We start from the raw sequence: 21814 nt of genomic DNA, 5'->3' as shown, positions 1-21814 counted from the left end.
TTCAGCACGGCGCGACCCCCAGCCGATCGAACAGGATCCGCGGCGAGACAAAGCTCAGCTCCCGGCTGCCTTCGGCCACCGCCACCTGGATGGTGTAGCCGGTGGTGGTCCGCTGCCCGCTGCGGGCGTCAAAAATCTGGTAGGCGATACGCAGCCGGTTCTCATACTCTTCAATGGCGGCGCGCACCCGGATATGCTGCTCATAGGTAATGGCGGCGCGATATTTGACTCTCAGGTCCACCACCGGCCAGCAGTAGCCGGACGCCTGCATCTCGCGGTAGCCGTAGTTGAATTTTTCCAGCAGCGCTTCACGGGCCACTTCAAAAAAACGCATATAGTTGCCGTGCCAGACCACGCCCATCGGATCGCAATCGTGGAAGGAGACAACCAGCTCCACTTCATGACTTAAACGAGGATCGCTTACCACCGTCACTCCTTTTGTTCCGTTGTGCGTTGCTCATCCGGCAGATGCCAGAAATCGAAAAAGTTAAACCAGTCCAGCGGCGCTTTCAGGGCAAAATGCCCCAGGCGAAGGGCATAACGATCCGCCGCTTCCTGCAGCGCCGCCTGCCGGCCGGCGCGGGGCAGCGCAATGGGGTCGGCGAAACGCTCGCAATAGACCCGCAGTTTGCCCTGTTCACGAATGGCGAACATCAGCAGCACCGGGCAGCGCAACGCCGCCGCCAGCACAAAGGGGCCCTGGGGAAACGGCGCCATCCGGCCCAGAAAACTGCTCCAGATAACCCGGCGTCCCCCGCCCCGCTGCGGATTTACCGCGGTGCGATCCCCAACGATCGCCACCCATTCGCCGGCGTCCAGTTTTTGTTTCAACAGCATGGCTGTTTCCGGACCGATATTGTTCACCGGCAGCAGATTCACCCCGGCCTGAGGAGCAATTTCCTCCAGCAGCTGTTTAAAACGCCGGGCATGGTCGGTAAACACCAGCGCATTGATCACCACCCCGCTCACCTGCTGGGCCATGGCCCGACACACCTCGAGATCCCCCAGATGCGAGGCCAGGATAAGCTGCCCCCGCTGCATCGAGGCCTCGATGGCATCGCGGGCGCCGGGAGCAAAATCAATATCCCGTCCCCACCGCAGGTCCCCGCGCCAGCTGGCGATTTTATCCAGCATGGCATCGCCAAAACGCAAAAAATGCCGATAGCTGCTTAACGGCGACGGCAATACCGTTCCCTGCGAACGCGCATAGCGGCCGACCTGCCGCAGCCACTCCCGTGATGCGCGGCGCTGTACGCCGCCGGTCAGCCAATAAAAAGCGATTACCGGCCTGAGCGCTGCGTTAAATACGCCCCGTCCCAGCAGCCGGTAAACCCCGAGCATAAACCGCATGCCCAGCAATCCTTTGCGCTCATGCATGCCCGACCAGTGACGCCTCCGCCGCAGCAGAGAGGGAATGCGGGGCAGCATGCCGAAAAACAGCCGGGTATGCATCCAGGAAATCCGCAGGTTGTCCCACAAGGCGTCGAAATGGGATACCCCATTGGCCGGATAGCTGACCCGGGTAGTGATAAAACGGCTTGGCGTACCCTGCCAGTACAGCCGTACCATGATCTCCGTATCGAAATCCATATGCTGCCCGACGGCGTGTTTTGCGCTAAGCGCCAGCGTCGGCACGATGGGATATACCCTGAAGCCGCACATGCTGTCCTTGATGGAGAGCGACAGGGTTTCTATCCACACCCAGACATGGGTGACATATCTGCCGTAAAGGCGCGATTTCGGCACCGAGGCATCGTAAAGCGGACGTCCGGAGATCAGGCATTCGGGGTGAAGGCGCGCTTGGGCCAGCAGACGGGGGATGTCTTCGATACGGTGCTGTCCGTCGGCATCTATCTGCAAGGCATGGCTGTAACCGGCCTCGGCCGCCGTTTTTAACCCGCGGACTACCGCAGCGCCTTTTCCGCTGTTATGGGCCAGGCGCACCAAAGTGATTTCCCGGCTCCCCTGGGCCAGTTGCCCGAGGATCTGCCGGGTCGGCTCACTGCTGCCGTCATCCACAATGATGACCTGCAGGTTGAACGGCGCCAGACGCGCCAGCACATCCGGCATGGTGGCGCCATGATTGTAGCAGGGGATTATCACGCAGAAGGAAAAGCCGCTGTTTATCGACATAAACTGATTTTCCCGCTGCTGGCCATCTGTTCCGTTTCCTCCAGCACAATCGCATAGCTGAAGGCGAGCAGATGTTTTTCCTCCTGCCAGGCCATCTTGAGCCGCAGAATGCTGCCGGGCAGGATCGGGCGCTGGAATTTGATGCTTTCGACGGCGGAAAATAGCCAGCCCGGCGCCAATAGCTCATCGCCATACAGCAAGACCCAGTCCAGCTGCGCCATACCGGGCAGCAGAGGATAGCCGGGGAAATGCCCCTGAAACCAGAACAGGTCCCCGTCCACCCGCAGGCAAAGTTCAGCCTGCCGGCCATCGATATGCCTGGAAAGTTCAACGGGCCGCATGAAACAGCTCCTGTATTTGCGCCCAGGCGCGTTTGCTTTGACTGTTGTGGGGAATGACATCGATGATGCGCCAGAAACGCGGCATGGCTACCGGCTCCAGCCACTGATGCAGCTCATGGCGCCACCGCCGCTTTAGCTGCGGCAAATCGGCGGCCTGGGCCGGGGGGCGCAACACCAACACCACGCCGACACCGCTGCGCCCCGGACGGACAACCTGCAAGGCAACCGCGTCCGCGACTTCCGGCAGCGTCAACAAGCGCCGCTCAACTTCACTGAGGGAGATGCGTTTATCCTCGATTTTGACGATGCGGTCATGACGGCCGCACAGCTGAAAACCGCCGGCGGGATCAAAAGACAGCTTGTCATCCAGCTTAAGTCCTTGCTCCGTAGGGATTAATGGCGAGCGCGCCCGCCAGCACTCCCCATCGTCGCAGGTCAGGCTGACGCCGGGGAAAGGCCGCCACGGCGTATGCTCTTCCTGACGGCTGCGCCACGCCAGCACGCCGGTTTCAGTACTGCCGTAAATTTCATCCACTGTCTGACTGAACCACCGCCGCGCCGCATCGGCATTCACCCAGGGTAAAGGCCCGCCGGCGGAAACGATCAGCCGGCATCCCGGCGACTGCAGGGACATATCCAGGCGACGCAGAAACGCCGGGCTGCTGATAAAGGCATATCGCCGGTCGGGAGTATGGCAGGCCAGCTGTTCGCTATAAAGCACCTGGCGGCTGTCGAAACTCAGCGCCAGGGCCATAGGCAGACAGACGCGGAAGGTGAGCCCGTATAAATGCTGATGGCTGACCGAGGCAACGAAGTGGCAACCCGACAGACGCGTCCCCCAGAGCTGCGCCAGCCAGCGCGACTCCTCATCGAGGCATTGCACCGGTTTATTCACCTGGCGGGGCTTGCCGGTGGAACCTGAGGTGAACAGCACGAGATAAGCCGTCGGATCGATGCCGGGCAGTCCGTTGGTTAAACCGGCCTCGCTAGGGCCGTCATAGCGTAACCCGGTATCGACGCCGTATCTTTCCACCCCCAGCACCGGACATGACAGAGTCAAATCGGCATCGGTGATGACACCATCAAAATCGTCCGATTGCTCCTGGAGCAGGGATTGACGAATGTGACCCGGGATAACGGGAATTTTGCCGGCATGCAGCGACGCCAGCAAAGCAACGGTAAACAGATAGCTGTCTTCGAAACACAGCGCCCAGCGCCGCTGGGACAGCGCCAGAAGCCGCCGGCAGAGAGCCTGCACCTGCCCGCGCATCCGGGCCAGGGTGAACTGCTCCTTGCCGTTATCCGCCACGATACGCCGGTCATTTTCACCGGCGAGCCACTCAGCCAAGGCCAGAGGTCGCTGCGTATTCATAAAGCAGCCCGCAAACGCCTGCGTACCCACCACTCGCCGGCCATCAGCGACCCCATCAACAGGTAGCTCAACATACCGTTCCATACCGTCCACCAATACAAACTCCCAGCCAGGCAGGTCGCCAGCGCAATGCCGCCGTTGATAATGAAAAACAGACACCAGATTTGCGTAACGCGGCGCACATAGACTACGGCCCTTTGGGGAAGATCCGGCTCCCGTAAACGCGCCAAGCGCTCCACCAGGGGCATGGCCGTTAACAGCGAGCCGCCGAACAATACCAGCATAACGGCATTGACCGCCACCGGATACCACAGCAGCAGATGCAGGTCGCGCAACGCCAGGCTGGCGGAGCAAAGCATCACTCCGGCCAGGGCCAAAACCATCGCCGTTTGTCCCATAACGCCTTTTTGACCCCACAGCGTCAGCATCCGCAGCACAAAAATCAGCGCCAAAAGCGGCAGCAGCCAGCGGATATGCGGATGGGTAAAGCTGACCCATACCAGCAGAGGCCATGCCGGCAACATTAACCAGCCCAGGCCGCGCAGTATTGTTTGTACCGTTTTGCCGGCAGAAGCAGTGGCCTGCGCCATTCAGTCAGCGCTCACCAACCGTTCTACCGCATCAACCACATCCTGCACGGTGCGCACGGATTTGAAGGTTTCCGGCGCAATTTTATGGCCGATTCGCTTTTGCAGGTGGACCACCATATCCACGGCATCAATACTGTCCAGTTCGAGATCTTCATAGAGACGCGATTCCGGCTTGATTTGCGCTGCATCAAGCTCAAATAGCGTGACCAGCAGTCCGGTTATTTCCTGATAAACTTGTTTTTTGTCCATAATCGACTCGTTATGTATTATCAGGCACTCTTGAGGCGCTGAGCATTGATGAAAACGGCCAGTGTCGCTACGGAGAAAAAGTGCTGGCGCATCTCTTCGCTTTCCGCCGACAGCATCACGCCGTAACGGTTTTTGACCGCAAGTCCCAGTTCCAGGGCATCGATGGAGTCTAACCCGAGACCATCCCCAAATAATGGCGCATCGGTTTCGATTTCATCCACACTCATCTCTTCTAAATTAAGCGTGTCGATAATCATTTGTTTTATCTCAAGGGATAATTCTTCCATACCTGTTTCCACATAAAAATTATAAAAGCTCCGGCGTTAACGCCTGCTGTAAAAAACGATTCAGATGCCGTACCGCTATGGGTTGCGTATCTTCTTCCTTTGTCATGAATGAACTGATACTGATGCGCTCACGAACGCTGACGGTAAAAAACGGTTTAGTCGGGGTGGTTTGGTACCACCGGCTCTCTTTGTTGAGGACCTGCTCGCTGCAATGGATATGCACAACCCGCAGATCGCAGCCGCATCGCACGGCGATATTGGCCGCGCCGCGCTTTAACACCGGCGCCGAACCATGGCGGGTTCGGGTGCCCTCGGGAAAAATCATGATGGTATCCCCGTTAAGCAGCCGCTGCCGGCAGGTCGCCACCAGCGTTTTTCCCTGGCTGTTAACCAAATAGTCCGCCGCGCGAATCACGCCGCGAAAGAAAAAGTGGTGGAGCAAATCGGCTTTAACCAGGCAGTCCACATCCGGCATGACGGAGGCCAGCAGCACATAATCGATAAGGGTAGGATGGTTTGCCACCACCAGACAACCGTGGTCATTTTGCAATGCCGCTATGCCGTCGATGCGGTAATCCAGCACGCCCAATAGACGGGCAGTCCCGAGAAAAAGCCTGAAACTGGCGGAAATGCACCGACGCGCCAGCCTGCGGCGCTTCGACGCATCCCGCTGTATGATCAGCAACAGATTGAACCACACCAGGGACATCAACAATGCCCCCAGGCTAAACAGCGCTATGCAGCACCCGCCCATAAGCAGGCGCCAAAGGCGACTGAAAATGGTGGTAGCGACCCACGGCCGCAGAACCTTAGCCGCCATACCGGGTCCAGCGCCAAGCCAGACGCTCGCCGTAAATGACAAATCGCGGCTGTTCCGCCAGGGCGGCATGCAAAAACTGCAGGCTCTGGGCCATAGAGGGTTCTTCCCCCGCACTTGCCATATCGGACTCACAACTCATCGTCTTTCCCTTAGTTAATAATAAAGCGACCGCATAGGGATAACGGGGCATCTGGACCGGGATCGCATCTTGGTAAAATTCCGGTATTACACCATCAAAATCCACCAGCAAAATCCGTTCGTAACCGGCAGACTGCAAGGCAGCCGCCTCCATCAGACCTTGCTGAAAAGTATCCATGCCCGCAGCCAGAGAGGTGGTAACCAGCGGCATGGCGGCCGCGATAGTCAGGCTGCCCGCAGCAGCATTATGCACCGACATGGCGAAATCCGTTGGAGAGGTTTCTTCTTCTTGCGCCAAAGCTCGCAGAATTCTCAGGTTTCGCTCCAGTTCGCCGTGCCTGCTGGTAAATACTATGGCATCAACCTTCTGCCGACGCAGCAACGCCAGCCCGCAATCCACCGCCGCCCTGCTGCCGCTGTTCAGGCGTCGCGCCGTCATCATCGGCAGCTGATTGCATTTAGCCAAAGGCCTTTTCGGGTCGATAAACGCCGGAAGGCCGGCCCAGCGCAGCCATTCATCAGCCTCGCCAAGCCCGGGCGCACTGGCTTGCCAGTCAAGAAGTGAAAAAGTTAATTTCATAGGATTGTTCTTCTTCAAACGACAATTAACGGCTATCAGAGCAATAATTGCGTTTTATTGCCTTGCCCGCGGCGGACCCTTCGTTTTATAAGGGGCAAGCATCCTATCAGTCAGATGCGTTCGGCACCGTTGACTTCTCCCGCTCCGGCGCTTTCAGGCAGCATAGCCACAGCGCACCCTTGCTTACGATCGGATTCGTCTGCATCGGTGCTATTCATGTAAGGCCGGGCAAGCGCTTTATCACGGGAGGAAAAAAATTCCCCGACATCCCGATCGTAATCATAGCAGCGCCTGGCCTATTTACCGGTCGTATCGCCAACGTTGTAACGGGTTTGGAATACTTGTCCCCACCCGCTGGAATAATTGATACAGGACAGAAAGGGTAATGGGCAAGATACTGATTACCTTTAGTAACAATTCATTGGCGGAACGGTCAGCGCCGCCATAACCACCCTGCTGTCCGGCGATAGACGCCCCCGGCACGCCGCGATGGGCCGAATGGGCGGCATCCGGCCCGCTGTCCTATTTATTGACCTGCTGGGAAGAGAGCTTTAACTGGATATCGTGGTCAAGGTTTTGGATCCAGCGATTGTAGTTGCGATGGATTTGCCCATTACCCGCCTTCAGATTCTGGCTGTTGACATAAGTGATGGCATAATCGGTAAGGGAATAGGTGATACGAATATCCGCCGTATGTTCACGCTGGCTGCGATGCCCGTTAATCACGCCGGGGGCAATGGGGGTCATCGCCCATTTACGTTCGGTGCCGGCCCGCAGGATAGCGTTTTTTATCTCATCAGCACTGAGATGGGCGGTGATGGACTCGGAAACATTCAATACCGGCACGGTACGCGCACAGCCGGTTAACGCAAAAACACAAACAACAGCATACAGCGAACTTTTTTCCATAATATTTACTTACACTTTTCAATCCCTGAGAGCTGGATAATATGTTATGTCCGCCGGGCGGGTCAATAATCTTTTTATATTACAACGTAGTGTAACACGATGGTGCATCGTCCACTCTGTGGGATCAAACCCAGGCTCAAATGGCGAGTCCATGCCCTGGTCCGGCCTCCTATCCCGTAGGGCCTATCACGGTTTGGCTCAATGATGGGGCCTCCCGCTTTCAAGACGTTTTCGCTTCCCACATCTCGATTTCCCATCCGCCCAACGCTGAGAGACGGGGTGCCGTTTATTCAATCCCATGGGTTACAGCGGTGTTTTACAGCGCAGCATTAACCACATTTTTCTTAGGGCCAATGCAGACGAATATTTCAGTACAATGGGAATCAGTGCGTAAAAAAATAGAATCGCTTCAGAAACTAAACATAAGATTTACTTAAGTATTCTAATATTATATAGTCACCTCCTACGGAATTCCCATTGATTACTTGAGTCTTTCGCCCGTTAACAAGCGGGCTTTTCTCTCTCATCGCATCTTACATCTTCTCAGAAAGACTTACTCAGCCATGACATAACCATACATTAGAACGGACATACTTATTACATCAACAACCCTCATCTCCTTGCCTTTTGTTGTGTGTATACTTGTTGCCCGCGTATGCGGGCTTTTTTTTGGCGTGCCTATTTTTAATGACCTCCACGCCGCTATTTGTTGCAACTCCGAACGATTTCACTACAAAAACCTGATCTTTATTTTGGTATCGTGCCATTGGCTTCACCCATGAAGCCAATTTCATTGTTTAAGACAGCCTTTTTGCCCGCTTAAAACGTAGCGGGCATTTTTTTATTTGCTATTCTGGGACATCGGATCGTTTTTGAGTGACAACCTTAAATGAACTCCACCGTTAAATCGGAACGACTGATTGCCCGCGCTCCAGACCAAGACGATTTATCAGCACTTTTTTCCATCTTTGGCGATGCGAGAACCCACCGTTTTAATCCCGCCGGTCCCCTACCCGATGAACGAGCGGCCAGGCTGCGCCTCGAAAACTGGCTTAGCCACTGGCAACAGCATTTATTCGGTACATGGGCGATTGCTTTAAAAGATAATCCTGACCGTATTATCGGTTTTGGCGGCCTGAGCCTTCGCGATTTGGGTGAAAATCGCCATATTAACCTGGGTTATCGCTTTGCCTATGACAGCTGGGGAAAGGGGCTGGCAACGGAATTTTGCTATTTGGCGATAGATTTTGGCTTCGATACGCTTAAACTCAAAGAAGTGTCGGCCATCGTGCGAGAAAATCACGCCGCATCACGCCGTGTGCTTGAAAAAGTCGGCATGCGGCCGTTAGCATTGGTAAAAGAAAATCCTCACGTACCTGCAAGTATCATCTACAGCATCGAAAAATGACATTCCGCTTTCTAACCCCTTGATACTCTCTTTTATTCAGCAGTACATCGTATGCGTAGAACCCTAAAACAACTATATTCCTTAATAGCCTTACCTGTGAAACCTGTATATAAACAACTTTTCTGGTTTGAAAACGAAATAAAATTATTCACATCATTCTTTTAAAGACTGACAACCGGTCGAAGATTTTCGATTTCTCAGTTGAGATAATTATTTCATTACAGCGATGAGTTAAAACGCATATGCCAGCTTGGCACTTAACCATTCAACATATATATCCTATAAACCGGATGCAATATAAGGCGGTAACAACGCGCCAACGGCGCAAGGCGATAAAGAAGCGAGACTAAAGTCAGCATAGTCCGTTGATTGGAAATGGTACGCCCTACTGGATTCGAACCAGTGACCTACGGCTTAGAAGGCCGTTGCTCTATCCAACTGAGCTAAGGGCGCCCGACTGCGAAGATGCGGGATAATGCGGTTTGGATTATACGTAGCGGGCAGGTCGAGTCAATGGCTTTTCTGCCGACTGCTCGCATGATAAACAGCCTGATCGCATTCAGTGCCTGACAGCGGGCCGCGCTTCTGCCAAAATAGCCCATCTCGGCACGTTAAACAGATGGACTAGCGATTCTGATGGTAGCAAAACTCATTGATGGCAAATCGATTGCTCAACAGGTCAGGAATGACGTTGCCGCACGGGTCAAGCAGCGGCTGGTCGCGGGTAAACGCGCGCCAGGGTTGGCGGTGGTGCTGGTGGGGGAAAACCCCGCATCTCAGATTTATGTCGCCAATAAACGCAAAGCCTGTGAGGATGTCGGTTTTGTCTCGCGCTCCTACAATTTACCTTCCACCGTCAGCGAAGCTGAACTGCTGTCGCTTATCGACCGGTTGAACGATGACGGGCAGATCGACGGTATTCTGGTGCAGTTGCCGCTGCCGGCGGGCATGGATAATATCAATGTACTGGAACGCATCCGGCCGGATAAGGATGTGGACGGTTTCCATCCCTATAACGTCGGACGTTTGTGCCAGCGCGCGCCGCTGCTGCGTCCCTGCACGCCAAGGGGCATCATTACCCTGCTGGAGCGTTACGACATTGAAACCTTCGGCGTCAACGCCGTGGTGGTGGGCGCGTCCAATATCGTCGGCCGTCCCATGAGCATGGAGCTGCTGCTGGCCGGCTGTACGGTAACGGTGACCCATCGTTTCACCAAGGATTTGCAGCGGCATATCGAGTATGCCGATATCCTGGTGGTGGCGGTGGGTAAACCCGGCCTGATTGCCGGAGAATGGATAAAACCGGGGGCGGTGGTACTGGACGTGGGCGTCAACCGGCTGGATAACGGCAAGCTGGTCGGGGATGTGGATTTTGCCGTCGCCGCGCAGCGGGCATCCTACATTACGCCGGTACCCGGCGGCGTCGGCCCGATGACGGTGGCCACCTTGATTCAAAATACCTTGCAGGCATGTGAAGAATTTCACGATACAGCATCATAACGGTGGAATACGATGGAAACCTTTTCTCTAGCAGGACACCCGCACATTGCTTTGTGCGATTTATTAAAATTCCAGGGATGGTGCCATAGCGGCGCGGCGGCGAAAACCGCCATCAACGGCCAGCAGGTGAAAGTAGACGGGGTAATGGAGACCCGCAAGCGGTGTAAGGTTGTGATCAATCAGCAGGTGGAATTTCTCGGCCAGGTGGTGAAGATCGTTGAGTAAACCGGTCTATTCATGAGATGGACCGGCAGGACGGCGCTCTTTCATGCAACGTGCTTAGATCAACGCCAGGGGCGGCAATCCGGGGACCGGTCACTTGATCCCCCCGGACCCCATAGCCGCCGGCATATTCCCCTACCCCTCCTGCAATAGTGAAATAATACCTCCCAACGGGTCCATACCATTGACCAACGCCTTAGAAGGCCGTTGCGCGATAGCGGCCGGCTTGGGCCTTCTGGCGCGTTTTCGTTCGCCTTCCTAGCCGCGGCGCCAGATAGTGCCCTGAGCACTGTCTTCCAGTACGATACCCATGTCGGTGAGCTGTTTTCGCGCCTGGTCCGCCAGGGCCCAGTTTTTCTCTTTGCGGGCATCATTACGCTGTTTAATCAGGGCTTCAATCTGTGCGGTTTCGTCATCGTCGGTTTGGGCGCCGTGCTGCAGAAACTGTTCCGGGTCCTGGGACAGCAGGCCGAGAACATGGCCCAACTGGCGCAACGCGGCGGCCAGCCCCGCGGCTTCCTGGGGATTCTCCGCCTTGAGGCGGTTGACTTCCCGCGCCATTTCGAACAGTACCGAGTAGGCTTCCGGCGTATTGAAATCATCGTCCATGGCGGCAACGAACTGCGCCAGGAAAGCTTCGCCGCCCGCCGGGGGAGTTTGGGGATCGGCGCCGCGCAGGGCGATATAAAGACGTTCGAGGGAGGATCGCGCCTGCTTGAGGTTTTCCTCGCTGTAGTTCAATTGGCTGCGGTAATGTCCCGACATCAGGAAATAACGCACCGTTTCGGCGTCATAATATTTCAGCACATCGCGCACGGTGAAAAAATTATTCAGGGATTTGGACATCTTTTCCCTGTCCACCATCACCATGCCGGAATGCATCCAGTAGTTCACATAGGGCCCCTCATGGGCACAGGTGGACTGGGCGATTTCATTTTCATGGTGGGGGAACATCAAATCCGATCCGCCGCCGTGAATATCAAAGTGGTTACCGAGCTGTTTGCAGTTCATGGCCGAACATTCGATATGCCAGCCCGGGCGGCCTTGCCCCCAGGGTGAAGGCCAACTGGGTTCGCCGGCCTTGGACATCTTCCACAGCACGAAGTCCATGGGGTTGCGTTTGACGTCGGCCACTTCCACCCGCGCGCCGGCCTGAAGCTGTTCCAGGTCCTGGCGCGACAGCTCGCCATAGGACGGGTCGGTATCCACGGCAAACATCACGTCGCCGTTGGCGGCGATATAGGCGTGTTCCTTGCCGATGAGCGTTTCCACCATTTCGATAATATCCGCCATGTGGAACGTGGCGCGGGGTTCGCTGTTGGGGCGCGCGATATTCAGCTTATCGAAATCCCGATACATCTCGCCAATCATTCTGGAGGTGAGCTGTTCTATGGTTTCTTTATTTTGCGCCGCGCGGTGAATAATTTTGTCGTCGATATCAGTGATATTTCGCACATAATCCACTTCATACCCTTTGAAGCGCAGGTAGCGGGTGACGACGTCGAAAGCCACGAAGGTCCGGCCGTGGCCGATATGACAAAGGTCATAAACAGTGATACCGCACACGTACATACCGACTTTTCCGGCATGGATAGGTTTGAATTCCTCTTTTTGTCTGGTCAGGGTATTAAAAATCTTCAGCATCTACATTCATTCCATGGTAGTAACAGGTACGTGTGCATACCGACAGGTTTAGACAGATTGTTCATGCAACGGGGTATTGAACCCTGAAGACGTTGGGAATGCAAGACCAGGCGCCAAGCGAGCACGGAGGACTATGCCACGGACTATGCCACGATCGAAAAGCAACCGTTTTGCGGGGGATTTGGCCGGACATATTAACAGAAACCGGTGTTATCTGCTGTGTATGCTGACTCCACGCCGGACTTATGTTATAAATTCGGTCTGTTTCCCTGGCAGTGAATATACCCGTCATCTTTCACGTTGCCGCTTTACTGCAACATGAAATCAATAGGGTATAACTCCTTTTCTGACTCGTAGGACAACTATTTATGGTCACTTTCCACACTAATCACGGCGATATCGTCATTAACACTTTCGCCGACAAGGCACCGTTAACCGTCGAGAATTTCCTGAATTACTGCCGTAGCGGCTTTTATGATAATACCATTTTCCATCGTGTCATTAACGGTTTTATGATTCAAGGCGGCGGTTTTGAGCCAGGCATGGCGCAAAAAGCCACCAAGGCGACCATCAAAAACGAGGCCAACAACGGTTTGAAAAACAACCGCGGCACGCTTGCAATGGCGCGGACCAACGATCCCCATTCCGCCACCGCGCAGTTTTTCATTAATCTGGTGGATAATGACTTTTTGAATTTCCGCTCTGAAAATGCCGACGGCTGGGGCTACTGCGTTTTCGCCGAAGTCTCCGACGGCCTGGACGTGGTGGATAAAATCAAAAATGTCCCCACCGGCCGCAGCGGCATGCATCAGGATGTGCCTAAAGAAGATGTCATTATCACCAGCGTGACGGTGGAAGAATAAACACTGCTGCAATGGCAACCTTATTTATTGCGGATCTTCATCTAAGTCATAAAGAACCGGCGATCACCGCCGGTTTTCTGCATTTTTTACAGCGGCAAGCGATCCACGCCGACGCGCTCTATATCCTGGGCGACCTGTTCGAGGCCTGGATAGGGGATGACGATCCCGCGCCGCTGCATCGCGAAGTCGCCGCGGCGCTGCGCGCGCTGCATAAAAAGGGCATCCCGTGCTTTTTTATCCACGGCAACCGTGATTTCCTGCTGGGCCGGCGTTTCGCCGATGCCTGCGGCATGATCATACTGCCCGAAGAGCAACGACTGGATTTATACGATCGCCGAATCCTTGTTTTGCACGGGGATACCCTGTGTACCGATGATGTCCGCTATCAGCGTTACCGGCGGCGGGTCAACCGGCGTTGGCTGCAGCGATTATTCCTGGCATTGCCGCTGCGCTGGCGCCTGCGTATCGCCGATCGGATGCGCGCCGGGAGCCGACAGGCCAACCAGGCAAAATCCCCGGAGATCATGGATGTCAACCCGCAGGCGGTGGTCGCCGTCGCCGAGCGCCATGGAGTGGACTGGCTGATTCACGGCCATACCCACCGCCCGGCCATCCACATCCAGCCACTGTCCTCGGGCCAGCTCCATCGGGCGGTGCTCGGCGCCTGGCACCATCAGGGCTCCATGATCAAGGTCAGCCGGGAAAGTATCGAACTGATTGAATTCCCCTTCGAGGGCTAGCCGGCGCAAAATTCTTTCCTCCCATACGTCAGCTATGTCTGAAACAGGTGCTGGGAATGTTATCGGCGCCTCTTTTCCATTGGTCCGCGTTAGGTGATATATGTGATCTATAATTCTGCTTTAACAGGATACGCAACCGTTTTCCTCGCCCGTGACACATGATATGCTCTACGCCCTCTTTTACCGGCATCCCGGCGTGACGGGGGTCGTTTTAGCGCAACCACAGGAGCATTCCGTCCATGCAAGCCAATCCTGCCCCGGCAAAAATCGCCATCGTGATGGGATCCAAAAGTGACTGGGGAACCATGCAGTTCGCCGCGGACATTCTCACTTCCCTGCAGGTCCCCTTTCAGGCGGAAATCGTCTCTGCGCACCGTACACCGGATAAGCTGTTTGAATTTGCCCAGGGAGCGGCGGCGGCGGGTTTTCAGGTGATCATCGCCGGGGCGGGGGGCGCGGCCCACCTGCCGGGCATGCTGGCGGCCAAAACCCTGCTGCCGGTGCTGGGGGTGCCGGTACAGAGCGCGGCGCTGAGCGGCGTGGACAGCCTCTATTCCATTGTGCAGATGCCTCGCGGCATACCGGTGGGCACCCTGGCCATCGGCAAGGCCGGCGCCGCCAATGCCGCATTGCTGGCGGCACAGATACTTGCTTTGCATGACCAGGCGTTGTCGGACCGTTTGGCGGCCTGGCGGCAGGCGCAAACCGACGAGGTTCTGGCCCATCCCGATCCGCGGGAGGACGCATGAAACCGGTTTGTGTTTTAGGCAACGGCCAACTGGGGCGCATGCTGCGTCAGGCGGGCGAGCCCCTGGGCATACAGGTATTCCCGGTGGGCCTGGACGCGGAGCCTGAATCGGTGCCGTTCCAGCAAAGCGTGATTACCGCTGAAATCGAACGCTGGCCCGAAACACCCCTGACCCTGGAGCTGGCGCGCCATAAGGCATTCGTTAACCGGGATATATTCCCGCGGCTGGCGGATCGCCTGACGCAAAAACAATTGCTGGACCAGCTCGGGCTGTCCACCGCGCCATGGGAAGAGCTCAGCGGGGCGGCGCAGTGGCCGCAGGTGTTCAATTCCTTTGGTGATTTGGCTATCGTCAAACGCCGCGTGGGCGGTTATGACGGACGCGGCCAGTGGCGGCTCACTCCCGGCGAAGAAGCTGGCCTGCCCCAGGATTGCTATGGCAGCTGTATTGTCGAACAGGGCATCCCCTTCTCCGGCGAGGTGTCGTTAATCGGCGCCCGCGGGTTTGACGGCGGCAGCGTTTTTTATCCGTTGACCCATAATCTGCACCAGGACGGCATCTTGCGCGCCAGCGTCGCGCTGCCGCAGCCGGACGCGGCATTGCAGCACCGAGCGGAACTGATGCTATCGGCCATCATGCATGAACTGGATTACGTCGGCGTGATGGCGATGGAGTGTTTTATTCTCGGCGATGACTTGTTGATTAACGAGCTGGCGCCGCGGGTGCATAACAGCGGCCATTGGACGCAAAACGGCGCTTCAATCAGCCAGTTCGAGCTGCATTTGCGGGCTATATTGAATTTGCCGTTGCCTAAACCCGTGATCACCGCGCCGTCGGTGATGGTGAATTTGATTGGCACCGGCGTCAACGTGGGCTGGCTTAACGATCCTCTGGTGCATTTACATTGGTATGAAAAAGAGGTCAGGCCCGGACGCAAGGTGGGCCATCTTAACTTCAACCATCCCGATCGGAGCGTTTTGCATCGCAGCCTGACGCGGCTGGCGCCACAGTTGCCAGAGGAGTATCAGCGCGGGCTGCATTGGGCACAGCTTCGGCTGGCCGAGCTGCCCTGAATCCTGACCGTCGGTCAAAAAAAGGCCCCAATACAGCGGGCCTTCCCTATTACCGTCCTACTGAAGCCAGCCCGCTATATTCAGGCCATTACCGCCTTTATCGCGTTGTTCAAGGTGGCGCTCGGGCGCATAGCCTGGCTGGCCAGCGCCGGATCCGGATGATAATAACCGCCGATATCAACCGGTTTGCCCTGCACCTGGTTCAGTTCCGCGACAATCTGCTGTTCGTTGTCGGCAAGAGCAGCGGCGAAGGCGGCGAATTGCTGTTTCAGCGCCGGGTCTTCGTTTTGCTCCGCCAGCGCCTGCGCCCAGTACAGCGCCAGGTAGAAGTGGCTGCCCCGGTTATCCAGCTCGCCGGTCTTGCGCGACGGCGATTTATTGGTATCCAGGAATTTGCCGTTGGCCTGATCCAGGGTTTTCGCCAGGATCTTGGCCTTGGGGTTATTGCCGGCGATGCCGACGTGCTCCAGGGATGCCGCCAACGCCAGGAATTCACCCAGCGAGTCCCACCGCAGGTGATTCTCCTGCAGGAACTGCTGGACATGCTTCGGCGCCGAGCCGCCCGCGCCGGTCTCGAACAACCCGCCGCCGGCCATCAGCGGCACGATGGACAGCATCTTGGCGCTGGTGCCCAGCTCCATGATGGGGAACAGGTCGGTGAGATAATCCCGCAGCACATTGCCGGTGACGGAGATGGTGTCTTTACCGGCCCGGATGCGATCGAGAGAGAAGCGGGTGGCTTCCACCGGCGACATGATGCGGATGTCCAGGCCGGAGGTGTCGTGATCCTTCAGATAGCGCTGCGCTTTTTCAATCATTCGGGCGTCATGGGCGCGGGCCGGATCCAGCCAGAACACCGCCGGGGTATTTGATTCGCGGGCCCGCGTCACCGCCAGCTTCACCCAATCGCGGATCGGCGCGTCTTTGGCCTGGCACATACGCCAGATATCACCGGCTTCAACATTGTGTTCAAGCAAGACCCGGCCGGATTCGTCGGTCACCCGCACCACGCCGTCCGTCGGAATCTGGAAGGTCTTGTCATGGGAGCCGTACTCTTCGGCCTGCTGGGCCATCAGGCCGACGTTGGGCACCGTGCCCAGGGTAGTGGGATCGAAGGCGCCGTGCTGTTTGCAATCGTCGATGACCACCTGATAGATGTCGGCATAGCAGCGATCGGGAATCACTGCCTTGGTGTCGTGCAATTGACCGTCGGGTCCCCACATTTTGCCGGAATCGCGGATCATCGCCGGCATGGAGGCATCCACTATCACATCGCTGGGCACATGCAGATTGGTAATGCCCTTATCGGAATTCACCATCGCCAACTGAGGGCGTCGGGCATAGAGGGCGTCGATATCCTGCTTGATGGCTTGCTGTTTTTCCGCCGGCAGGGCGTTGATTTTGGCATACAAATCGCCGATACCGTTATTGGCGGAAAAGCCCAGGGATTTCAGGTCGTCAGCGTAGCGGTCCAGCACATCTTTAAAGAATTCGCTCACCGCGATGCCGAACATGATGGGATCGGAGACTTTCATCATGGTGGCTTTCAAATGCAGCGACAGCAGCACTCCCCGGCGCTTGGCGTCCTGAATCTGCTCATCGATAAAGCTGCTCAGGGCCTTTTTGCTCATCACCGATGCATCGATAAGCTCAGCGGCTTTTACCGCCGTCTTCGCCTTCAGGACCTTGACGGCGCCGTCTTTGGCCACCAGCTCGATTTTAACGCTGCCGTCATGGTCGATAAGCGCCGTTTTTTCGCTGCCGTAAAAATCACCGGCGGTCATATGCGCCACATGGGTTTGGGAATCGGCGGACCAAGGGCCCATGCGATGCGGATGTTTGCGGGCGTAACTTTTCACCGACAGCGGCGCGCGCCGATCGGAGTTGCCTTCGCGCAGAACCGGATTCACCGCGCTGCCCTTGATTTTGTCATAACGTGTTTTGGCATCTTTTTCCGCATCGGTCTTCGGCTCATCCACATAGTCCGGAACCGCGAAACCCTGCTCCTGCAACTCTTTAATGGCGGCCTTCAGCTGCGGCAGCGAAGCGCTGATATTGGGCAGCTTGATAATATTGGCCTGCGGCGTGACGGCCAATTGGCCCAGCTCCGCCAAATGATCGGAGATGCGTTGATGGACCTGCAGATTTTCGGGGAAGTTGGCAATTATGCGGCCGGCCAGCGAGATATCGCGCGTTTCTACGGCGATGCCCAATGATTGGGTGAACGCCTGAACGATTGGCAGCAGGGAATAGGTCGCCAGCGCCGGCGCCTCGTCAGTGAGCGTATAGATTATTTTAGACGTTGTGGACATTTATTATGTTAACTCCTCAAACCGTATTTTAGTATGACGCCTGGCCGTTACTGTGCAGTAGGCGTGCGGTGGCTGTCAACCTGGTTGTCACTTGCCTGGGGATTTTTTGTTGCATTAATGTTACGCGTTAAAACTCACCCCAGATACTGTCGAAAGCCGCCGTTGCCCTTGACCAGCCGGATACCCAACACGGTGCCCAACAGCGACAATAATATCATCCCCCCCAGCGGCAGCGCCCACCACAGCACATAATCCGGTTGCCAGGGAAAATCGAACACTTTCTGCTGCAATAGCGCCAGCGCCGCTTCGGCGCCGATGGCCGCCGCCACGCCGGCCACCAGTCCCAGCAAGGCAAATTCACTCCACAGGGTCGAGCGCAGCAGTTTGGCGCTGGCCCCCAAGGTCCGATAGACCACCAGTTCCCGCTGGCGCTGGTGCATACCCACCTGTACCTGCGCCAGCAGCAGCAGGCCGCCGCAGATAAGCACCAGCGCCACCATGATTTCCAGGGCGCGGCTGACCTGCTGCAATACCTGCCCGATTTGCCGCAGAATGGCTCCCACATCCAGCAAGGTCAGGGTGGGAAATTGGCGGTTCAAACGGGACATCAGCTTTTCGTCACCCTGATAGCGGAAACTGGTGAGCCAGGTTTGGGGCTGATTATCCAGGGATTCCGGCGGAAAGATAAAAAAGAAATTGGGCCGCAGGCTTTCCCAATCCACTTTTCGCAAGCTGGTCACTTTGGCGGTGAAGGTTTGGGTATCGCCGGTAAAGGCCAGGGTATCGCCGAGTTTCAGGTGCAGATCATCGGCCACCCGCTGCTCCATGGAGACTTCCCCGTGCCCCGGAGGCCAATGGCCTGACACCAGTTGATTACCCTCGGGCCGGTCCGCCATCCAGGTCAGGTTCAGCTCGCGATTGACCGTGCGGCCGCCGGGATCGTTCTCATGAACGATCTGGGTTGCTATCTGCCCGTTGATCTCCGTCAGGCGCGCGCGGACGATGGGATAAAATACTCCGGGGGATACCTGGTTTTGCCGGAGAAAATCCCTGACCTGCGGCACCTGATCGGCGGTGAGGTTCAGCAGGAAATAGTTCGGGCTGCCCGGGGGCAGCTGTTCCTGGAAGCGCTGGAGTAAATCCCCCCGCATCACCAGCAGCAACGCCAGCAGCATAAAACTCAGTGAGAACGCCGCCAGCTGGCTCATGGTTATCCATGGCTGCCGCAACAGGCGGTTAATGGCCAGCCGCAGGGTAAGCCGTCGGACAACCACATGCCGTAGCAGCCATAAGGCGCCCCATCCCACCGCCGCCAGCATCAGCGTCAGGACCGCAATGCCGCCGGCCAGGGTCCAGAATAGACCGCCGACGCCGACGATGGCGATGAGCAATCCCAGGACGACGATAAGGACAGCCGGCACATAATAACGCAGCGGCCAGACAGCGGCGGCCGATTCCCGGCGCAGCACCCGCAGCGGGCGCGTGGCCAGCAGTTGCCGGTAGGGCCGCAGGCCCACCAGCAGGGAAATAATCACCAGCGATCCCAGCGACCACAGCCAGGGCCAGACGCCGGCGGAGGGCAGCGCCGCCGGCAGTACCGGCGCCAGCATGCGCATTAACAGCCATTCGAAGGCCAGACCGATGAGGCTGCCGCATATACCGGCAAAGATCAGTAACGATAGCCACTGGCCGATGATGAGTTTCATCAGCGCCCGGCGTCCGGCGCCGAGGGTTTTCAATACCGCCACCACGTCGCCGCGGCTGCGGCAATAATGCCCCATGGCCACCGCCACCGCCGCCACGGCGAGCATCAGCGTCAACAGCGCCGACAGCACCAGGAAGGAATGAGAGCGCTGGATGGAGACGTTCAGCGCGCCGTTGGAGTCATCCATGCTATACCAGCGCTGGTCGGCGCCAAGCTTGGGCAGCAGATAGCCCTCAAAGGTTTGAAGCTGTTGCGGCGTGCCGGCGAACATATAGCGCCAGGTCACCCGGCCGCCGGGCTGGACGGCGCCGGTTTTCTCCACGTCCGCCCCGTTGATGATGATGGCCGGCGCGGTTTGGAACGGGTTGAATCCGCTGTCCGGTTCCTGCACGATCTCGCCGCTGATGCGTAACGTGGCGTCCCCCACCGCCAGCATATCGCCGACGTTCAGGGCGAGCAGCGCCAGTAAACGCGGCGCCGCCAGCACGGTGCCGGGCTGGACCCGCAAGCCCGCCGGACGAGTGACCAGTTGTCCGTACAGCGGATAGCGCTCGTCAGCGGCTTTGACATTGGCCAGTTGGGCGTTGTCGCCGGCGAAGGTCATCGTCATAAAGCTTACCTGGCGGCTCAAGGTCAAGCCGTCGGCGGCGGCCTGCCTCAGCCAGCTTTCATCTATCGGGCGCGCCGTGCGCAGTACCCGGTCGGCGGCAAGAAATTCGCGGCTTTGCTGCCCGATGCCTTTTTGCATACGATCGCTGATGTTTCCCAAAGCCAGTACGCAGGCCACCGACAGGGTCAGCGCCAACCACACTATCAGCAGCGAAGGAGAACGCCATTCGCGCCAGAACCATCGTCCTATCATGCCACCTCCTGCAATCGGCCGTCCTGCAGGCGCAGGCGCCGCTCGCAGCGGGCAGCGAGCTGGAGATCATGGGTCACCAATATCAGGGTGGTGGCGGAGTCCCGGTTCAGGGAGAACAGCGAATCGGCGATGCGATCGCCGGTTTTGCGATCCAGATTGCCGGTGGGCTCATCGGCAAAGAGAATTTGCGGCCGCCCGCTGAAGGCACGGGCCAGCGCCACGCGCTGCTGTTCGCCGCCGGACAGCTGGGCCGGCATATGGCCCAGGCGCCGGGACAAACCCAGCTGATCCAGCAATTGTAGCGCCTGTTCACGGCTGTGCCCTTCGCTTTCACCCCGCAACAAGGCGGGCAGCTGCACGTTCTCAAGGGCGGTCAGCGTAGGCACCAGCATAAAAGACTGGAACACGAAACCGATGTGCCGGGCCCGCAACGCCGCCCGTCCCTCTTCATCCAGCTCCGCCAGCGAGTGGCCCAGCAGCCTGACCTCTCCTTCGCTGCCGTCGTCCAGTCCGGCCAAAATGCCCAGCAGGGTGGATTTACCGGAGCCCGATTCGCCAATCAGCGCAATTGTCTGCGCCGGTTTGACAACAAGCTCAACTCCGGTAAGGATGGTAAGCTGGTGTTCCCCCTGACCGACATGTTTACCAAGATGATGAACTTCAAGAACGTTTTCCGCTGGCATTTTCCCTTCCTTTTACTGTTAGGACTCTTCAGTGTACGTGCAATTGCCGCTGATACCTTATTGATTTTGGGCGATAGTCTCAGCGCCGGCTATAGAATGGCGGCAGAGCAGGCCTGGCCGTCGCTGCTTAATGATAAATGGCGGCAGCAGGCCGACGGCAGCCGGGTGATTAACGGCAGCATCAGCGGCGATACCGCCACCCAAGGCCTGGCGCGCCTGCCGGCTTTGCTCAAACTCTACAATCCGCGCTGGGTCATGATTGAACTGGGAGGCAACGACGGTCTGCGCGGTTTCCCGCCGCCGGCCATCGAGCAGGACCTGTCCCGGGCCATCGAACTGGTAAAACAGTCGGGAGCGCAGCCCTTGCTGATGCAAATCCGCCTGCCGCCGAATTACGGACAGCGCTACACTCAATCGTTTAGCGAGATTTATCCCGCGCTGGCGCAAAAATACGGGGTGCCGCTACTGCCGTTTTTTATGGAGCAAATCTATCTGAAACCGCAGTGGATGCAGGATGATGGCATTCACCCCAATCCCTTGGCCCAGCCTTTTATCGCCGACTGGATGTCGACGCAGCTCACCCCGTTACTTAAGCATGATTCATCCGTCTCAGGACCAAGCCATGGGTAAAGTT

The 21814-nt window shown here is 57.1% G+C and carries 22 protein-coding genes and 1 tRNA gene; 8 read left to right on the top strand and 15 right to left on the bottom strand.

What is annotated here, in order from left to right; genetic code table 11:
* Position 1: 1 nt before the first annotated feature.
* From ACL2XJ_RS14835 to ACL2XJ_RS14790, 10 genes are all read right to left on the bottom strand, one after another.
* Positions 2-427 carry an acyl-CoA thioesterase gene (locus tag ACL2XJ_RS14835; protein WP_132922869.1) on the bottom strand — a complete coding sequence of 142 codons (426 nt, stop codon included), beginning with the start codon at positions 425-427 and terminating at the stop codon, positions 2-4.
* A 2-nt stretch (positions 428-429) separates the two neighbouring features.
* Positions 430-2133 (bottom strand): glycosyltransferase family 2 protein, encoded by a 1704-nt coding sequence (locus ACL2XJ_RS14830; RefSeq protein WP_413723669.1) that lies wholly within the window; start codon positions 2131-2133, stop codon positions 430-432.
* Positions 2124-2474, bottom strand: coding sequence for a 3-hydroxyacyl-ACP dehydratase FabZ family protein (locus ACL2XJ_RS14825; protein WP_132922871.1), 351 nt, complete (start codon positions 2472-2474; stop codon positions 2124-2126). Before ACL2XJ_RS14825 ends, ACL2XJ_RS14830 begins: the two co-directional genes overlap by 10 nt.
* Entirely contained in the window at positions 2461-3846 is a 1386-nt protein-coding gene (locus ACL2XJ_RS14820) for an AMP-binding protein (RefSeq protein WP_413723668.1), read from the bottom strand. The genes ACL2XJ_RS14825 and ACL2XJ_RS14820 overlap by 14 nt, the downstream gene beginning before the upstream one ends.
* Positions 3843-4436 carry a hypothetical protein gene (locus ACL2XJ_RS14815; RefSeq protein WP_413723667.1) on the bottom strand — a complete coding sequence of 198 codons (594 nt, stop codon included), beginning with the start codon at positions 4434-4436 and terminating at the stop codon, positions 3843-3845. The genes ACL2XJ_RS14820 and ACL2XJ_RS14815 overlap by 4 nt, the downstream gene beginning before the upstream one ends.
* The gene (locus ACL2XJ_RS14810) at positions 4437-4685 is read right to left on the bottom strand and encodes an acyl carrier protein (RefSeq protein ID WP_413723666.1); all 249 of its coding nucleotides are present in this window, start codon (positions 4683-4685) and stop codon (positions 4437-4439) included. It lies immediately after the preceding gene.
* Between the two features lie 20 nt (positions 4686-4705).
* Positions 4706-4972 carry a phosphopantetheine-binding protein gene (locus ACL2XJ_RS14805; protein WP_132922875.1) on the bottom strand — a complete coding sequence of 89 codons (267 nt, stop codon included), beginning with the start codon at positions 4970-4972 and terminating at the stop codon, positions 4706-4708.
* A 19-nt stretch (positions 4973-4991) separates the two neighbouring features.
* Positions 4992-5792, bottom strand: a complete 801-nt coding sequence (locus ACL2XJ_RS14800) for a lysophospholipid acyltransferase family protein (protein WP_413723665.1) — start codon at positions 5790-5792, stop codon at positions 4992-4994.
* Positions 5782-6510, bottom strand: a complete 729-nt coding sequence (locus ACL2XJ_RS14795; protein ID WP_413726896.1) for a beta-ketoacyl synthase chain length factor — start codon at positions 6508-6510, stop codon at positions 5782-5784. The genes ACL2XJ_RS14800 and ACL2XJ_RS14795 overlap by 11 nt, the downstream gene beginning before the upstream one ends.
* A gap of 522 nt (positions 6511-7032) precedes the next feature.
* Positions 7033-7419: a hypothetical protein gene (locus ACL2XJ_RS14790; protein ID WP_132922877.1), complete on the bottom strand. Its 387-nt coding sequence runs from the start codon at positions 7417-7419 to the stop codon at positions 7033-7035.
* An 889-nt stretch (positions 7420-8308) separates the two neighbouring features.
* On the opposite strand from ACL2XJ_RS14790, the gene ACL2XJ_RS14785 reads away from it, so the two are divergent.
* The gene (locus tag ACL2XJ_RS14785; protein ID WP_413723664.1) at positions 8309-8827 is read left to right on the top strand and encodes a GNAT family N-acetyltransferase; all 519 of its coding nucleotides are present in this window, start codon (positions 8309-8311) and stop codon (positions 8825-8827) included.
* Between the two features lie 376 nt (positions 8828-9203).
* Here ACL2XJ_RS14785 and ACL2XJ_RS14780 read toward each other — a convergent pair.
* A tRNA-Arg gene (locus tag ACL2XJ_RS14780) sits at positions 9204-9280 on the bottom strand.
* Between the two features lie 183 nt (positions 9281-9463).
* On the opposite strand from ACL2XJ_RS14780, the gene folD reads away from it, so the two are divergent.
* The gene (folD, locus tag ACL2XJ_RS14775; protein ID WP_413723663.1) at positions 9464-10327 is read left to right on the top strand and encodes a bifunctional methylenetetrahydrofolate dehydrogenase/methenyltetrahydrofolate cyclohydrolase FolD; all 864 of its coding nucleotides are present in this window, start codon (positions 9464-9466) and stop codon (positions 10325-10327) included.
* A gap of 12 nt (positions 10328-10339) precedes the next feature.
* The gene (gene ybcJ / locus ACL2XJ_RS14770; RefSeq protein WP_203522366.1) at positions 10340-10552 is read left to right on the top strand and encodes a ribosome-associated protein YbcJ; all 213 of its coding nucleotides are present in this window, start codon (positions 10340-10342) and stop codon (positions 10550-10552) included.
* Positions 10553-10807: 255 nt separating this feature from the next.
* Here ybcJ and cysS read toward each other — a convergent pair whose 3' ends face one another.
* Complete coding sequence (gene cysS, locus ACL2XJ_RS14765; RefSeq protein ID WP_413723662.1) at positions 10808-12193, bottom strand: cysteine--tRNA ligase; 1386 nt, start codon at positions 12191-12193, stop codon at positions 10808-10810.
* A 368-nt stretch (positions 12194-12561) separates the two neighbouring features.
* Here cysS and ppiB point away from each other — a divergent pair, with 368 nt between their 5' ends.
* The 4 genes from ppiB (at position 12562) to purK (ending at position 15618) form a co-directional block, all read left to right on the top strand.
* Positions 12562-13056, top strand: coding sequence for a peptidylprolyl isomerase B (gene ppiB, locus ACL2XJ_RS14760; RefSeq protein WP_132922886.1), 495 nt, complete (start codon positions 12562-12564; stop codon positions 13054-13056).
* An 11-nt stretch (positions 13057-13067) separates the two neighbouring features.
* Entirely contained in the window at positions 13068-13796 is a 729-nt protein-coding gene (locus tag ACL2XJ_RS14755) for a UDP-2,3-diacylglucosamine diphosphatase (protein ID WP_413723661.1), read from the top strand.
* A 239-nt stretch (positions 13797-14035) separates the two neighbouring features.
* A complete protein-coding gene (gene purE, locus ACL2XJ_RS14750) occupies positions 14036-14545 on the top strand; it encodes a 5-(carboxyamino)imidazole ribonucleotide mutase (RefSeq protein ID WP_413723660.1) in 510 nt (169 codons plus the stop codon).
* Positions 14542-15618, top strand: coding sequence for a 5-(carboxyamino)imidazole ribonucleotide synthase (gene purK, locus ACL2XJ_RS14745; RefSeq protein ID WP_413723659.1), 1077 nt, complete (start codon positions 14542-14544; stop codon positions 15616-15618). The genes purE and purK overlap by 4 nt, the downstream gene beginning before the upstream one ends.
* Before the next feature lie 80 nt (positions 15619-15698).
* On the opposite strand, the gene ACL2XJ_RS14740 is transcribed toward purK, so the two are convergent.
* From ACL2XJ_RS14740 to ybbA, 3 genes are all read right to left on the bottom strand, one after another.
* Complete coding sequence (locus tag ACL2XJ_RS14740; protein WP_413723658.1) at positions 15699-17930, bottom strand: NADP-dependent isocitrate dehydrogenase; 2232 nt, start codon at positions 17928-17930, stop codon at positions 15699-15701.
* Between the two features lie 134 nt (positions 17931-18064).
* Positions 18065-20497: a putative ABC transporter permease subunit YbbP gene (gene ybbP / locus ACL2XJ_RS14735; protein ID WP_413723657.1), complete on the bottom strand. Its 2433-nt coding sequence runs from the start codon at positions 20495-20497 to the stop codon at positions 18065-18067.
* Positions 20494-21180 (bottom strand): putative ABC transporter ATP-binding protein YbbA, encoded by a 687-nt coding sequence (ybbA, locus tag ACL2XJ_RS14730; protein WP_132922892.1) that lies wholly within the window; start codon positions 21178-21180, stop codon positions 20494-20496. The genes ybbP and ybbA overlap by 4 nt, the downstream gene beginning before the upstream one ends.
* On the opposite strand from ybbA, the gene tesA reads away from it, so the two are divergent.
* On the top strand, positions 21151-21810 hold the full coding sequence (gene tesA / locus ACL2XJ_RS14725) for a multifunctional acyl-CoA thioesterase I/protease I/lysophospholipase L1 (protein ID WP_165934285.1): 660 nt from the start codon (positions 21151-21153) through the stop codon (positions 21808-21810). The two genes, ybbA and tesA, sit on opposite strands and share 30 nt — an antisense overlap.
* Positions 21811-21814: the final 4 nt, after the last annotated feature.

It is taken from the genome of Sodalis sp. RH16, assembly GCF_047324245.1.
Classification (GTDB): Bacteria; Pseudomonadota; Gammaproteobacteria; order Enterobacterales; family Enterobacteriaceae; genus Acerihabitans; species Acerihabitans ligni.
Note: the sequence above shows the minus strand (reverse complement) of the source record. Positions and strands in the feature narration are given on the sequence as shown.